The organism is Amycolatopsis vancoresmycina (assembly GCF_000716785.1).
GTDB classification, from domain to species: Bacteria; Actinomycetota; Actinomycetes; order Mycobacteriales; family Pseudonocardiaceae; genus Amycolatopsis; species Amycolatopsis vancoresmycina.
The window spans coordinates 142,758-157,597 of sequence record NZ_JNYY01000022.1; the positions used below are offsets into that span (position 1 = coordinate 142,758).

Genomic DNA, 14,840 nt, shown 5'->3' on the forward strand with positions numbered 1-14,840 from the left:
GGGCGGTTCTAACCGCCCTAAACACTCACGACGGCCGCGGGAGGAGGGGTCAGGAAAGGCGCTCGATGATCATCGCCATGCCCTGGCCGCCGCCGACGCACATCGTCTCCAGTCCGAACTGCTTGTCGTGGTGCTGCAGCGAGTTGATCAGCGTCGACGTGATGCGGGCGCCCGTCATGCCGAACGGGTGGCCCACCGCGATCGCGCCGCCGTTGACGTTCAGCCGGTCCAGGTCGATGCCCAGGTCCCGGTAGGACGGGATGACCTGCGCCGCGAACGCCTCGTTGATCTCGACCAGGTCGATGTCGCCGATCGACAGGCCCGCGCGGGACAGCGCCTGCTTGGACGCCTCGACCGGGCCGTAGCCCATGATCTCCGGCGACAGCCCGGTGACGCCGGTGGACACGATCCGCGCCAGCGGCGTCAGGCCCAGCTCGCGCGCCTTTGTGTCGGACATGACGACCAGCGCCGCCGCGCCGTCGTTGAGCGGGCAGCAGTTGCCCGCCGTGACGCGGCCGTACGGGCGGAAGACCGGCTTCAGGCCCGAGACGCCTTCGACCGTGACGCCGGCGCGCGGGCCGTCGTCCTTCGAGACGACCGTGCCGTCCGGCAGCGTCACCGGGGTGATGTCCTTGGCCCAGAAGCCGTCCGCGATGGCCTTCTCGGCCAGGTTCTGCGAGCGGACGCCGAACTCGTCCATCTCCTCGCGCGTGACGCCCTTCAGCCGCGCCAGGTTCTCCGCGGTCTGGCCCATCGCGATGTAGACGTCCGGCACGTCGCCGGAAGTGCGCGGGTCGGTCCAGCTGTCGGCGCCGGACTCCGCGGTCGCCTTGGTCCGCGCCTCGGCGTCGGCGAACAGCGGGTTGTGCGTGTCGGGCCAGGAGTCCGAGCTGCCCTTGCCGAACCGCGAAACGGTCTCGACGCCGGCCGAGATGAAGACGTCGCCCTCGCCGGCCTTGATCGCGTGGAACGCCATCCGGGTGGTCTGCAGGCTGGAGGAGCAGTACCGGGTGATGGTGCAGCCGGGCAGGTGGTCGTACCCCAGCTCGACGGCGACCGCGCGGCCCATGTTGAACCCGGACTCGCCGCCCGGCAGGCCGCAGCCCAGCATCAGGTCGTCGATGTCGGCCGGGTCCAGCTGCGGCACCTTGGCCAGTGCCGCCTGGATCATCTGCACGGTCAGGTCGTCGGGCCGCATGCTGACCAGCGAGCCCTTGTTGGCGCGCCCGATCGGCGAGCGCGCGGCGGAGACGATGACGGCTTCAGGCATGACGTGACACATCCTCGTATCGCGAGCTAAGCAGTTGCTCACCATACTGCCGGGTACGGGGTCGTGGTCAAAGCCGAACGCGACCTGCGCCACTTCCTGGCATGATCGGTCCACGTGCCGAACGACCTCGAACGGGTCCTGCGGACCAGGACGATCCTGCTGTGGGGTGCCGGTCTGCTGGTGGTCGCCGCGGTCGCCGCCACCCTGCTGCTGACGCTGCTGGGCGGGGGCCGCCCGGAGGACTCGGCGCGGCTCGACGCGCTGAAGACGGCCGCCAACATCGTCGTCGGCACCGGCGGGGCCGCCGCCCTGCTGCTCGCCGCGCGGCGGCAGCGCTCGGCCGAGCTGGACCTGGTGCAGAAGGACCACGACGCCACCGAACGGCGGGTCACCGAGATCTACGGCAAGGCCGCCGACCAGCTCGGCAGCGACAAGGCCCCGGTCCGGCTCGCCGGCCTGTACGCCCTCGAACGGCTCGCCGCCGGGTACGCCGAGCACCGGCAGACCATCGTCAACGTCCTCTGCGCCTACCTGCGGATGCCGTTCGAAGCCCCGGCCGAGGACCTCGAGGAGCTGCAGGTCCGCAAGACCGCCCAGCGCATCCTGCTGCTGCACCTGCGCCCCGGCCCGGCGGAGCAGCCGGGCGAGGCGTTCTGGCCGGACGTCGACCTCGACTTCTCCGGGGCCAAGCTCGTCGGGCTGACCCTCACGCACTGCGTGATCCGGTCGATCACCTGCTACGGCACGGAGTTTCTCGAACTGGCGTCCTTCCGCGGCACCGAATTCCGCACGAAAGCCGACTTCAACAAGGCGACCTTCCACGACCGCGTCGATTTCCGCGGAACCGTTTTCGGCGGCGAACGCGAGAGTTTCAACGGCGCCGTTTTCGCAGGTCCGGCGGTTTTCGGCACGAAGTCCGCCGCCCGGCTCGCGGGTGCGGAAGCGAACCGTGGTTTCGCGAGAACCTGGCCGCAGGGCTGGGAAGAACGGCCGATCGCCGATCGGCCGGATCGCGTCGAATTGACACGAAAGGGTGAACACGGGCAACCGGCGGGCCGATAGGATCGTCGCAACTGGGAAAGGTCGCCATCACACAGGAGGTGAACTGGCGATGATTACCGACCGGGCCGCCTACTGGCCGTCCACCACTCTTCGGATGGGCTGCCGCACGGTCATCGGCGCCGGGCGGGACCTCCGGGACGGGATGACGGCTCAGTGCGCAGCGGCCCTCGGGCCGGTACCGGTACGGACGAGCGGCTTGGTGGCCGCCTGAGGTCCGGGCCGGACGGCCCGACCTCGCGCTCACTGACCCGCCTCACCGACGCGCACCCGGAGGCCCCCTGGGCCCGATCGTGCACGACTGGACAGCTCCGATGGTCTGCCGTTTAGGGTGGAGCGGTGGAGTACGCAGAGCACATCGCAGACCTCGTGGGCAACACCCCGCTGGTCAAGCTGAACTCGTTGACCAAGGGGCTCAAGCCGCTCGTGCTGGCCAAGGTCGAGTACCTGAACCCGGGTGGCTCGGTCAAGGACCGCATCGCGCTGCGCATGATCGAGGCCGCGGAAGCCTCCGGTGAACTGCGCCCGGGCGGCACGATCGTCGAGCCGACGTCCGGCAACACCGGCGTCGGGCTGGCCATGGTCGCGCAGCGCAAGGGCTACCAGTGCGTCTTCGTCTGCCCGGACAAGGTCAGCGAGGACAAGCGCAACGTGCTCAAGGCCTACGGCGCCCGGGTCGTGGTGTGCCCGACGGCGGTCGCGCCCGAGCACCCGGACTCCTACTACAACGTCTCCGACCGGCTGGTCCGCGAGATCGACGGCGCCTGGAAGCCCAACCAGTACGCCAACCCGCAGAACCCCGAGAGCCACTACCTCTCCACCGGCCCCGAGCTGTGGACCCAGACCGAAGGCAAGCTCACGCATTTCGTCGCGGGCGTCGGCACCGGCGGCACCATCTCCGGCACCGGCAAGTACCTCAAGGAGGTCAGCGACGGCCGCGTGCAGGTGGTCGGCGCCGACCCGGAAGGCTCGGTCTACTCCGGCGGCAGCGGCCGGCCGTACCTGGTCGAAGGCGTCGGCGAGGACTTCTGGCCGGACACCTACGACCGCACCATCGCCGACGAGATCATCCCGGTCTCCGACGCCGACTCCTTCCAGATCACCCGGCGCCTCGCGCTCGAGGAGGGCCTGCTGGTCGGCGGCTCCTGCGGGATGGCCGTCGCCGCCGCGCTCAAGCTCGCCGAACGGCTCACCGAGGACGACGTCGTGGTCGTGCTGCTGCCCGACGGCGGCCGCGGCTACCTGACGAAGGTGTTCAACGACACCTGGATGTCCTCCTACGGCTTCCTGCCGCCCGACTCGTCCGGCGCGACGGTCGCCGACGTGCTCACGAAGAAGAGCGGCCACCTGCCGGCGCTGGTGCACTCGCACCCGAACGAGACGGTCGCCGAGGCCATCGCGATCCTGTCCGAATTCGGCGTCAGCCAGATGCCCGTGGTCAGCGCGGAGCCGCCGGTGATGGCGGCCGAGGTCGTCGGCGCGGTCAACGAGCGCGACCTGCTCGACGCCCTGTTCACCGGCAAGGCGCAGCTGGCCGACCGGCTCGAGCAGCACATGTCCCCGCCGCTGCCGACGATCGGCGGCGGCGAGCAGGTGAGCGCCGCGATGACGGCGCTCGAAGGCGCGGACGGCGCGCTCGTGCTGGTCGACGGCAAGCCCGCCGGGGTGGTCACCCGGCACGACCTCCTGGGCTTCCTCGCCGGTCGCTGAGCGTGAGCTGTGAAAGTACTTGATCGGCGAACCCGGCCGGGGCGTTACGAGCGCCCGGCCGGGTGATCCGATAGCGTGAGCGCGAGTACAGAACTTTCGCGTCCTCGTCAAGGGGGTTCAAGACCCACATGAGTGCACCGCAGCCACCGAACCAGCCGTGGGGTGGCGGCCAGCCACCTCAGGGCCCGCCGAGTGGCCCCCAGCCGCAGCAGGACGACCCGTTCGGCAGCCCGGAGCCGACCCAGGTCGTGCAGCCCGCCCAGCAGGAGGGTGGTTCCCCGTTCGGGGAGACGCCGGAGCCGACCCAGGTCGTCCAGCCGGGCCGGCCGGGGGAGGGCGGGGCGGGCGCGACCCAGGCGATGCCGCCGTTCGACGCGAACGCGACCCAGATGGTGAACCCGGCAGGCGGCGGTGACGCGCCGGTCGCGGACTCGACGCAGCTGGTGCCCCCGGGCTCCCAGCCGCCGGCGATCCCGTACACCCCGCCGCCGAGCGCGGCCGACAACCCGGCCGCGGCGTTCGGCCAGCCGGGTGGTTACGGCCAGCAGCCGGGCGGGTTCGGGCAGCCGGGCCAGCCCGGTCAGCCGGGCGGGTTCGGCCAGCAGCCGGGCTTCGGCCAGCCGGGCCAGCCGCCGCAGGGCTTCGGTGCTCCCGGGTTCGGTGGCCAGCCCGGCTTCGGCGGGCAGCCGCCGCAGTTCGGCGCGCCGGCCGCGGGTGGCAACCGGCAGCTCTACGGCTACATCGCCGGGGGCCTGGTCGCGCTGTTCGCCCTCATCGCGCTGATCTACGCGTTCGTCTACATGGGTGACGCGAGCGACTATTCGGCGATCTTCGACCGCGCGCCGGACCAGGCGGCGATCGACCGGGTGCTCGACGCGGCCGGGATCGTCGGCCCCGGCACGGTCTGGTTCTACGTGATCATGATCCTGCTGGGGGCCCTGATCTCCCTGGCCGGCGGCGTCGGCCTGGCGCTGGCGGGCCGGCTGGGCGGGATCCGGAAGTTCGTCCCGATCGCGGTCGTCGCGGGCGGTGCGGTGCTCACGCTCTTCGCGCTGCTGCTCAAGATCGGCATCACGCCCAACGCCGAGACGCTCGCGCAGGCGTCGGCGTCCGAGAAGGACACCTTCGGCCTCGGGCTCCCGCCGCTGATCTTCGGCATCCTGATCCTCGTCGTGGGCGTCCTGGCGCTCATCCCGGCCACCGCGCAGTACGCCGGCCTCGGCGGCGGCGGTGCCGCGCCGGGCGGGCCGCAGAACTTCGGCGGACCGCAGGGCTTCGGCGGCCCGCAGCAGCCGGCCGGCTTCGGCCAGCCGGGTCAGCCGGGCCAGCCGGGTGGGTTCGGGCAGCAGCCGGGCGGCTACGGCCAGCCGGGCCAGCCGCCGCAGGGCTACGGCCAACCGCCCGCCTACGGGCAGCCGGGCGGGCCCAACCCGGCCAGCGGCGGGTTCCCGCAGCCGTCGAGCGGGGGCTTCCCGCAGCCGGGCCAGCCGCCGCAGCAGCCGGGCGGGTACGGCCAGCCGGGTCAGCCGCCGCACGGCTACCCGCAGCAGCCGGGTCAGCCGCCGCAGGGCTGGGGCCAGCCGCCGGGCCAGCAGGGCCCGCCGAGCGGCGGGTTCGGCCAGCCGGGTCAGCCACCGCAGCAGCAGTGGTGACCTGACGCAGCACACGTGCCCCGGAGCCGGTTCGGCTCCGGGGCACGCTGCATTTTCGGCCCGGCACGCAATTGTCCGAAAAGGACAATGGAGCGAGTGGCACTGCCGCCGTGATCGCGTGACGTGAATTCTGCCGATACCGTACAAAAATGATCTTGGGTTCCGCCGTCCGGCCGAATTCCGTTCTGTTTCCGGCTTCTTTATCCCCATTCCGACTAGGGTGAGCGCCGTCGTCCCGCGCTCGGCTGATGGGGGAGTTGTGACCGGTCCGTACGGACACCCGGTGTCGCATTCGCATTCGTATTCATCGACTCGGCCATCCGGCGTAACGGCGGTCCTCGCCGGGGTGCTCGGATTTCCGGCCGCGGTCGCCGCGGGATACGTGCCGGTGAAGATCTTCCTCGACATGCCGGCGGAATTCAGCCTCGGCGCGCTGCCGGCGTGGGTGCTGGTCGACCTCGCCGGCTACGTCGTGGCGGGACTCGTGCTGCTGCTCGGTTCGCTCGCGACGCTGTTCCGCGCGACGGCCGGCGCGGTCCTGCTGGGCGTGGGTGCGCTGCTGGCCATCGGGGCCCTGCTCACCGAGCCGCTCTCGGTGGGCGTGCCGCCGGCCCGGTTCGCCGACGCGATGTTCACCCACGGCGGGTTCGCGATGGCCGACCGCGTCGGCCTGGCCGCGCTGGCCGTGCTCGTGCTGGTGCTGGCGTTCCTGCCGCCGACGTTCCGCTACCTGCGGTACCGCACGTCGGTGGTCCCGGTGCTGTCCGGCCAGGGTGCGTACTCGTCCCGGAGCTGGTGAGTGACGGTCACGGCCCCGCCCCGGGCGGGAACGGCGATCGCCGCGGGGGCGCTCGCCGTGCTCGGCGGCCTGTGGTTCCTGCTGGGCATCTTCTGGTGGAGCCTCGTCCTGGGCTTCGGCCAAAGCGACCTGCTGGTCCCCGGCCAGCTCGCCGACGCGGTCATCGGCCTGCTCCTGCTGCTCGGCGGGGGGTCGCTGCTCGCGCGCGTGGAGGCGGGCCGGGTGCTGTGCCTGGCCGCCGGAGCGCTCGCGCTGGTCGCGCCGATCGTCGGCATGGTGCTCCGCTACCAGCGCGTTCTCTTCGTCGTGGGCGGCCCCACGGGGATCGATCCCGCCGTGCCGCGCGGGGTCGTCGTGGCGGCGCCGTTCGTGGCGTTGCTGGTGCTCGCGGCCCTGCCGGCCACCCGCCGGTGGACCCGGCACTGAGATCCATCCCACCTGACGGGAATGTCAGGGGCCCGCCGTACGCTGTGCCAATGGTGGACGACTACTCCGTACTGGGCTTCGAGACGCGCGCGATCCACGCCGGTCAGCAGCCCGACCCCCGCACCGGCGCGGTCATCGTGCCGATCTACCAGACCTCGACCTACGCGCAGGACGGCGTGGGCGGGACCCGCGAGGGCGACTACGAGTACTCGCGCACCGCGAACCCGACCCGGTCGGCGCTGGAGGAGGCGCTGGCCTCGCTGGAAGGCGGCCGGCACGCGCTGGCTTTCGCCTCCGGCATGGCGGCCTCCGACGTGGTGCTGCGCAGTACCCTCCGCCCCGGTGACCACCTCGTGCTCGGCAACGACGCGTACGGCGGCACGTTCCGCCTGATCGACAAGGTGCTCAGCCTGTGGGGCGTCGAGCACACCGTCGCCGACCTGGCGAACCTCGACGAGGTGCGCGCCGCGATCCGGCCCGAGACGAAGCTGATCTGGTGCGAGTCGCCGACCAACCCGATGCTCGGCATCGCCGACATCGCGGCGCTGGCCGGGGTCGCGCACGACGCCGGCGCCCGCCTGGTGGTCGACAACACCTTCGCGACGCCGTACCTGCAGAACCCGCTGTCGCTGGGCGCGGACATCGTCCTGCACTCGACGACCAAGTACCTCGGCGGCCACTCCGACGTGGTCGGCGGCGCGATCGTCACGAACGAGGACGAGCTGCGCGAGCAGTTCTTCTACCTGCGCAACGCCGCGGGCGCGGTGCCCGGGCCGTTCGACGCGTGGCTCACGCTGCGCGGCATCAAGACCCTCGCCCTGCGCATGGAGCGCCACAGCGACAACGCCGAGAAGATCGTCCAGGCGCTGGTCAAGCACCCGAAGGTGGCGAAGGTCTACTACCCGGGCCTGCCGGAGCACCCGGGCCACGAGACGGCGGCGAAGCAGATGCGCCGCTTCGGCGGGATGGTGTCGTTCAGCCACGCGGACGGCGAGCAGGCGGCCCTGGAGGTGGCTTCGCGCACGAAGCTGTTCATCCTCGCGGAGTCCCTCGGCGGCATCGAGTCCCTGATCGAGCACCCGGGCAAGATGACCCACGCCAGCACGGCGGGTTCGACCCTGCAGGTCCCGGCCGACCTGCTGCGCCTCTCGGTCGGCATCGAGGACGGCCGCGACCTGGTCGCGGACCTGCTGGCCGCCCTGGGCTGAGCCTCAGCGCACGTCGAGGCCGCCGCCGTAGAGCCGGTCCACCCGGAGCCGGATGACCACGCGGCGGTCCTCGACCATGTTCCACAGGAACGCGGCCTCGTCCTCGGGGTCGGCGAAGGGCACCTGCATGGCGAGCAGTTCGCGGCCGGTCTCGTCCCCGGGCACCGAGCTGACCGGCGACACCTCCGCAAGGCCCTCGGCGACCGCGAAGGCCAGGTGGTCGTCGCTGCTGACGTACAGCGATGCACGCGGGTTGCGCGCGAGCTGGCGCACCTTCGCCCGGCCCGCCGTGGACCCGATCCGCACCACGCGCTGGTCTGGGTCCCAGGCGTACGCGACCGTCGAAAGGTGCGGGTGTCCCGCGCGGTTGACGGTGGCCAGCGCACCCAGGCTGTGGGCGCTCAGCAGCCGGCTCGACGCTTCTTCGGTGGGTTTGGCGGGGCCGGGCCCGCGGCCCGGCTCGTAGACGGTGGTCACCCGATGATCATCGGGGACCGGCGAAGACCGCGGAAGAAGGCACTTTCGTGTTCCCCGGGCACACCGGGGTAACCCACCAGCTCAGGGGTTGTAGTTGCCGTGCACGACGGAGCCCGTGGCGGGCCCGCGCGTCGCCGGGAGGTTCGAACCGTCGACGCAGCCGCCGACCAGCTCGACGTGGCTGTCGTGGCGGATGTACTGGGCCGGCGCGCCGCACGAGGCGCTGTCCACCGTCAGGTACGCCGCTCCGGTGAGCGCGGCCGCCGAAGCCACGCCGATCACCAGGGGGAGCAGGCCGGCGGAGCGGGTGGCGCGAGCCCGTCGGGCCGTGTTCGCGTCGTTCCCCGCTGCCATGGTTGCTCCTTGTTTACCGCGTGTTGACGCGACCCAGGGTACCCGGCTCACGGTCCGGTCAACCTGTGGAGTTCCTGAGTGGCATAGTCCGGCCCATGGAACTCGTCACCCTCGAGCGGATCCAGGCCGCCCGGGAACTCCTCAAGGGAGTGACCCGGGTGACGCCGATGGAGCACGCGCGCGACCTGCGCAAACTCCACGGCGGTCCGGTGTACCTGAAGTGCGAAAACCTGCAGCGGACGGGGTCGTTCAAGATCCGCGGCGCCTACACCCGCATCCACGGCCTGACCGGGGCCGAACGCGAGCGGGGCGTCGTCGCGGCCAGCGCCGGCAACCACGCGCAGGGCGTCGCGCTGGCGTCGTCGCTGCTCGGCGCCAAGTCGACCGTCTTCATGCCGCTGCGGGCCCCGCTGCCGAAACTCGCCGCCACCCGCGGCTACGGCGCCGATGTCCACCTCCACGGCGCCCTCCTCGAGGAGACGCTCAGGGCCGCCGTCGAGTTCGGCGAGCGGACCGGTGCCGTGTTCATCCACCCCTTCGACCACCCCGACGTCATCGCCGGTCAGGGCACAGTCGGCCTCGAGATCCTCGAGCAGGTGCCGGGCGTCAAGACCGTCCTGGTCGCCACCGGCGGCGGCGGGCTGGTCGGCGGGGTCGCGTCCGCGGTCAAGGCGCTGCGCCCGGACGTCCGCGTCGTCGGCGTCCAGGCCGAGGAAGCCGCGGCCTACCCGCCGTCGCTGGCCGCGGGCGCGCCGGTGCGGCTCAGCCAGACCTCGACCATGGCCGACGGGATCGCGGTCGGCGAACCCGGCCTGGTCAGCTTCGCCCACGTCGAGTCCCTGGTCGACGACGTCGTCACGGTGACCGAACAGTCCCTGTCCCGGGCCGTGCTGCTCTGCCTGGAACGCCGGAAGCTGGTGGTCGAGCCGGCGGGCGCCGCAACGGTCGCCGCGCTCCTGCAGCACCCCGGCGTGTTCGAGGCCCCGGTGGTGGCCATCCTCTCCGGCGGCAACGTCGACCCGGTGCTGCTGCTCCAGATCATCCAGCACGGCATGACGGCCGGCGGCCGCTACCTGCGCCTGCACCTGCGCGTCCCGGACCGCCCGGGCTCCCTGGTCGGCGTGCTGAAGTGCGTCAGCGAGCTGGGCGCGAACGTGCTCGACGTCGAGCATTCCCGCATCTCGGGCAGCCTCGACCTCGGCGACGCCGACATCGTGCTCGCCCTGGAAACCCGCGGCCCCGAGCACTGCAAGGAGGTCGAGGTCGCGCTGACGAACGCGGGTTACACCGTGGTCTGAGTGCCGGTGATGGCGGCCAGCGCGAGGTCCTTGGCCGCTTCGGTGACCTCGGCCGGTGCGGCGAACCGACGGGCGCGGAGGTGGGCGACCAGCTCCGGGTCCGGTGGCACGCCGTGTTCCCGCAGGTAGTACGCGACCGCGCCGGGCCACGCCCAGACGCCGTCCGTGCGGAAGTTCAGCGGCACCGCGTCCGTGCGCGCGGGGTCGAACGCGTCGGGCCCGTTGCTGCGGGACGCCAGGATCACCGGGGCCGCGTCCAGGTAGGCGAGCACCGGCTCGACCTCGGCCGGCGGCACCGGCGGCCGCCGGACGAGCGGGCGGCCCGCCGCGTCGACGCCGTCGTGGATGCGCGGGGTCCGGATCCCGTCCGGCGGCGCCGGGCCCGCGGCGCGCCGGCGCAGCCACTCCGGGATGTGCTGGTCGGCGCGCGGGAAGGCGCGCAGCTCGTCCTGGAAGCCGATCGGCGGTGGCGTGCGCCGCCACTGCGGCTCGCGGTCGGCCACGAAGTCCGCGCCGACGCCCTGGCCGGGGTCCACGGTCAGCACCGCGCCCAGCCAGGTCCCGATCCCCGGCCGGTACATGCCCGCGCGCAGCGCGCCCAGGAGCTGGAGCAGCTCCGGGGGCGGCTGGACCGCGCGGGGCACGCCGTCCTGGCCCGTGACGACCACGTCGGCCTCGACGTGCCTGCCGACCGCCCGGTATTCGGTCCGGATCTGCCGCCAGGTGCCGGGCGGCGCCATCGACGCGAGCCCGTGCCCGATCCGGGTGACGAGCTGCTGCTGCTGTTCCGGGCCCAGCGGTACCGGCGGTGTGGTCATGGCTCAGCCCTGTTCCGGCGACGGCGGCCGCGTGGTCGCCTGCGGGAGCTCCTCGGCGGCGCCGTCGGCCAGCAGGTCGGCGAAGGGCCGCTCCAGCACGTAGGCGGTCCCGCCGCCGGGCTGGTCGTACCAGGCGATGACGGTGCCGGTGACCGCCCGCACGGGCCGGCGCAGGCGGTACACGTGGTGGGGCCACTCGCGGACCTCGTCGGGCTCCGAGCGGTGCGGCCACTCGGTCCGCGCGACGTACGCGGTGTTGCCCGCCGGGTCGCCGTAGCGGTCCATTTCGGTGCCCGGCGGCAGGGTCACCAGGCGCTTCCCGCCGTACATCTGCAGCCCCGCGTCCCCGCCGACGGGCTGGATGGGCCAGTCCGCGGTGGGCCGCTTGGCGTCCAGGGGCAGTTCGCCGCGCAGGGCCGTGCGGTTCAGGTACAGGTGCCCGACGAAGTAGCGGACGGCCGCCGGCGCCGTCGGGAACGTCGCCGCGTCGAGCCGCTCGCCGCCCCGGGCCAGGAAGACCGCCCAGCCGTCGCCTTCGCGCACCAGGCACCAGGCGCCGTCGGCGACCTCGCCGATCCGGTAGGCCGCGGCGGGGATCTCCAGCTCGGCCGCCGCGTCCTCGGCCGCGCGCAGGGCCTCCTTCGTCGCCGTTTCCGGGTCGTCCGGGCTCGACGGCGTCGCCGCGGGACCGGCCACCTCGGCCAGCCAGCCGGGCAGCGCTTCGCCGGTCCGCGGGAACTGCGCGAGCTCACGGGCGAACTCCGCCACCGGCCGCGGCCCGTCCCACGCCGGCTCGTCGTCCCACGTGTAGGTGTACTCGACGCTCGAGTTGAGCGCGACGTGCGCGACGGCCTGGAACCAGGTGCCCCGGCCCGGGACGTACATGGCCGACCGCAGCTCGGCGAGCAGCTCGGCCACCTCGCCCGGCGGCTGCCACAGGGCCAGGCCGCCGTCGGTGGCCCGGCGCACCATCACCGGCAGCTCGGTGTACCCGCCGATCGCCCGGTAGGTGAGCAGCACCTGCGCCCAGTCCGGCGGCGCGGCCAGCGCGACGAGGTTCGAAACCGCGTCCCAGTACCAGTTCTGGCCCACCGGGTCCAGCGGCGGCTGCGGCCGCGCGGGCGGGGCGTCCTCGGGCACCGGGCGGCCCGCCTCGGCGAGCCGCGCCCGCAGCCACGGCTGGATGTGCTCCGGATCGCGCGGGTAGGCCTCGAGGTCGCGCACCCAGCCCGCCGGATCGATCGACGGCGACCAGTGCGGGTCCCAGTCCAGGTTGAACAGCGTCTTCACGCTCCCCGGCGCGTCGATCATGTACCGCATCGAGAACCAGGTGCCCTCCCCGGGCACGTAGTAGGCGTCGCGCATGCGGCGCACGGCGGGCACGACCCGGTCCGGCACCGGGACGGTCGCCTGCCTGCCGTCGGTCATCAGGACGGTCAGCACGAAGTCCTGGACGTCGACGTTGACCCGGCTCACCAGGTCGATCCGCCGCCATCCCGCGGGCGCGGCGTCGACGAGGGCGGTGCCCACTTCTTGCGACTGCGCCCGCCACTGCGAGGCGTCACGAGGCATGTGTGCCGGTCCTTTCTGCTGCCGCGGCGGGGCGCATCAGGGCGTCCCGGCCGGGGTGTTGGGGAAGCTTCGCAGGTGGACGACCCGGACACCCGCCGCGTCCACCTCGACCCACCGTACTTGGATGGTGTGCGGCACCAGGTCGCCGTCGTGCCGCAGCGGGAACACGTCGATCCCGTCGATCGTGCCGCCGTTCTTGAGGTGGTTGGCCAGGTCGGTCTCGAACGCGTACCAGTGGTCGGGCCCGGCCTGGGCGGGCCAGCCCTGGTTCTGCGGCCGCCACTGGGACATCATGTTGACCAGCTCGCCGGGCCCGCGGAACTGGTTGCCGGCGATGTGCCCGCCGTCGTAGAGCCCCATGCCCGCACCGAGGCGGCCCGATTCTCCCTGCGCCGTCCCGTCCCGCCGGGAGAGCTCCCACTCGTCGGCGACCTCCGGCCGCTGCGAGTGGCCGTGCACCGTCTGGGCCGGGCCGCCGTCGACGTGGGGGCCGGTCTGGTAGGTGAACCGGCCGCCGTCGACGTCGTAGACCATGTTGGGCGCCGGGTTGTTGAGGTCCGGGTGGTGCGGCCGGAAGGTCTCGACCGCCGCGACGTTCCCGTTCCCGTCGGTCCAGTACACCGACCGGATCTGCTCGAACCGGTTGTCGCGGCTGCCGTAGCTGCTGTGCACGACGTACCGGGAGTTCGGCTCCAGATCGGGGTGACTGTCCAAAAAGGACCGGTTGCTGGGCAGCCGGACGTCGTGCTGCTGCGCGTTCTGGAACCGGCCGGGGTCACGGAAGTCCGGCGGCACGCCCCCGGGTTCGAACCGCTGCCGCAGGTGGACCTCGGGGTTGCCCGGGAGGTTCTGGATGCCGCGCCAGTCCGGGTTGGTCCTGGCGATCCGGCCCGAGTCGATCTCGGCCCACCGGACGTGGCCCTCGGCGTCGGTGTGGAAGACGCCGCGGTGGACGCCGTTGGAGTCGGTGACGTCGTACCGGCGGTGCGGTTCGTACGGGCCGCCTGCGGCGAAGGAGTCCTTCGGCCCCGGAGCGTTCGGGTGGTCCCGGGTGACGTCGACGGTCGGGGCGTCGAAGTCCGGCCGGTGGTACTGCACCGACGGGTGCGGCACGCCGGCGGCGTCGGTGTGGAAGGTCTGGTGGTGCCCGTCGATCTCCACCCGGTAGGTGGTGTCCGGGTGCGGGTGGGTGACGTCGGGGTTCGGGTGGTAGTTCGTATTCGGGCTGCCGTCGGACAGCCGCGGCGGCACGTTCGGGTGTGCCGTGTCGATGTGCGTGACCCGGCCGGTGCCGTCGGTGTGGTAGGTGCCGCGCGGGTTCCCGTCGGCGTCGACGACCTGGTACGACCGGTTGGGCTGCAGCGGCTGGTCGCTCGGGAAGCGCTCACCCGCGTGCGGCGGCCGCGGCGCGTCCGGGTGCGTGCTGCCGGGCCCGACCGGCACGTGCTCGCCGCCGGTCGGGGTGAAGTCCGTGCCGTGCTGCGGGTTCCGCCGGACCTCGGCCTGCCGCTGCGGATCGGTGAGGTCGCGTTCCTGTTGCTGCGACAGCGGATTCCGGTCCTCGGGCACGTGCCGCGGCGCGTCGGGGTCCGCGCCCGTCCCGGGGTTGTGCCGCTGGCGCGTGTCATCGTCCCCGCGGTGCCGGGCACTGCCGGCATCGACGTCGTGCGGCTCGTGGTGCCGGGTGTCGGGCGCGAACCCGGTGTCCCCGGCGGCGTGCGTGGAGCCGTCGGGGTGGTGGACGCTCCACTCGCCGTCCGGCGGAATCCGCGGCCGCATCCGCCCATCGGGCCCGATCTCGTAGTCGGACGAGAAGACCCGCCCGTGCGAGTCGGTCCACGCGGGCTTGCTGGGCGCGAGCACTTCGGTGTCGAGCTCACGCGACAGCCGGTGCGCGAAGTCGTTCGAGCTCGCATCGCACCCGATGAGCCGGATGGGCCGCCCGTCGTAGTCCCCGTTGCGGCGCAGGACGTCGGCGAATTCCTCGGGGGTGTAGAGGCGATCGCCGATCCGGGCGTGCCCATCGGGCGTGACGTGCACATCGACGGTGTAGCGGCCGTCGGGGTCGGGGAGCACCCGGTGCGGGAGGTCGCCCATGTCGGGGTCGCCGGCGTGGTAGGAGCTGCCCGAGGGGGTGCTTTCGGCGTGCCGGGCGTTGACCCTGTCTCTTATACACATCTGACGCTGCCGACGATCT

Annotated in this window: 13 protein-coding genes; 7 read left to right on the forward strand and 6 right to left on the reverse strand. The window is 72.7% G+C overall.

Annotated elements, in window-relative coordinates:
• Positions 1-49 precede the first annotated feature (49 nt).
• Entirely contained in the window at positions 50-1,270 is a 1,221-nt protein-coding gene (locus OO60_RS37490; RefSeq protein ID WP_033263132.1) for an acetyl-CoA C-acetyltransferase, read from the reverse strand.
• 114 nt (positions 1,271-1,384) lie between these two features.
• Between OO60_RS37490 and OO60_RS37495 the strand changes: the two genes are divergently transcribed.
• The 6 genes from OO60_RS37495 (at position 1,385) to OO60_RS37520 (ending at position 8,124) form a co-directional block, all read left to right on the forward strand.
• On the forward strand, positions 1,385-2,332 hold the full coding sequence (locus tag OO60_RS37495) for a pentapeptide repeat-containing protein (protein WP_004562189.1): 948 nt from the start codon (positions 1,385-1,387) through the stop codon (positions 2,330-2,332).
• A 336-nt stretch (positions 2,333-2,668) separates the two neighbouring features.
• The gene (locus OO60_RS37500; RefSeq protein ID WP_004562190.1) at positions 2,669-4,039 is read left to right on the forward strand and encodes a cystathionine beta-synthase; all 1,371 of its coding nucleotides are present in this window, start codon (positions 2,669-2,671) and stop codon (positions 4,037-4,039) included.
• 128 nt (positions 4,040-4,167) lie between these two features.
• Positions 4,168-5,691: a hypothetical protein gene (locus tag OO60_RS37505; protein ID WP_240490937.1), complete on the forward strand. Its 1,524-nt coding sequence runs from the start codon at positions 4,168-4,170 to the stop codon at positions 5,689-5,691.
• 346 nt (positions 5,692-6,037) lie between these two features.
• Positions 6,038-6,490 (forward strand): hypothetical protein, encoded by a 453-nt coding sequence (locus OO60_RS37510; RefSeq protein WP_004562192.1) that lies wholly within the window; start codon positions 6,038-6,040, stop codon positions 6,488-6,490.
• Positions 6,491-6,916, forward strand: coding sequence for a hypothetical protein (locus OO60_RS37515; protein WP_004562193.1), 426 nt, complete (start codon positions 6,491-6,493; stop codon positions 6,914-6,916). It begins immediately after the preceding gene.
• A 50-nt stretch (positions 6,917-6,966) separates the two neighbouring features.
• Positions 6,967-8,124: a cystathionine gamma-synthase gene (locus tag OO60_RS37520; protein ID WP_004562194.1), complete on the forward strand. Its 1,158-nt coding sequence runs from the start codon at positions 6,967-6,969 to the stop codon at positions 8,122-8,124.
• A gap of 3 nt (positions 8,125-8,127) precedes the next feature.
• Here OO60_RS37520 and OO60_RS37525 read toward each other — a convergent pair whose 3' ends face one another.
• Positions 8,128-8,601, reverse strand: a complete 474-nt coding sequence (locus tag OO60_RS37525; RefSeq protein WP_004562195.1) for a TIGR03618 family F420-dependent PPOX class oxidoreductase — start codon at positions 8,599-8,601, stop codon at positions 8,128-8,130.
• Positions 8,602-8,682: 81 nt separating this feature from the next.
• Entirely contained in the window at positions 8,683-8,955 is a 273-nt protein-coding gene (locus OO60_RS37530) for a hypothetical protein (RefSeq protein ID WP_004562196.1), read from the reverse strand.
• A gap of 95 nt (positions 8,956-9,050) precedes the next feature.
• On the opposite strand from OO60_RS37530, the gene ilvA reads away from it, so the two are divergent.
• Positions 9,051-10,253: a threonine ammonia-lyase gene (gene ilvA / locus OO60_RS37535; RefSeq protein ID WP_004562197.1), complete on the forward strand. Its 1,203-nt coding sequence runs from the start codon at positions 9,051-9,053 to the stop codon at positions 10,251-10,253.
• Here ilvA and OO60_RS37540 read toward each other — a convergent pair.
• From OO60_RS37540 to OO60_RS37550, 3 genes are all read right to left on the reverse strand, one after another.
• Positions 10,238-11,071: a hypothetical protein gene (locus tag OO60_RS37540; RefSeq protein ID WP_033263133.1), complete on the reverse strand. Its 834-nt coding sequence runs from the start codon at positions 11,069-11,071 to the stop codon at positions 10,238-10,240. The two genes, ilvA and OO60_RS37540, sit on opposite strands and share 16 nt — an antisense overlap.
• Positions 11,072-11,074: 3 nt before the next feature.
• Entirely contained in the window at positions 11,075-12,643 is a 1,569-nt protein-coding gene (locus OO60_RS37545) for a TNT domain-containing protein (RefSeq protein WP_033263134.1), read from the reverse strand.
• Positions 12,644-12,679: 36 nt separating this feature from the next.
• A partial coding sequence (locus OO60_RS37550; protein WP_033263147.1) for a DNA/RNA non-specific endonuclease occupies positions 12,680-14,840 on the reverse strand: 2,161 nt, incomplete at its 5' end.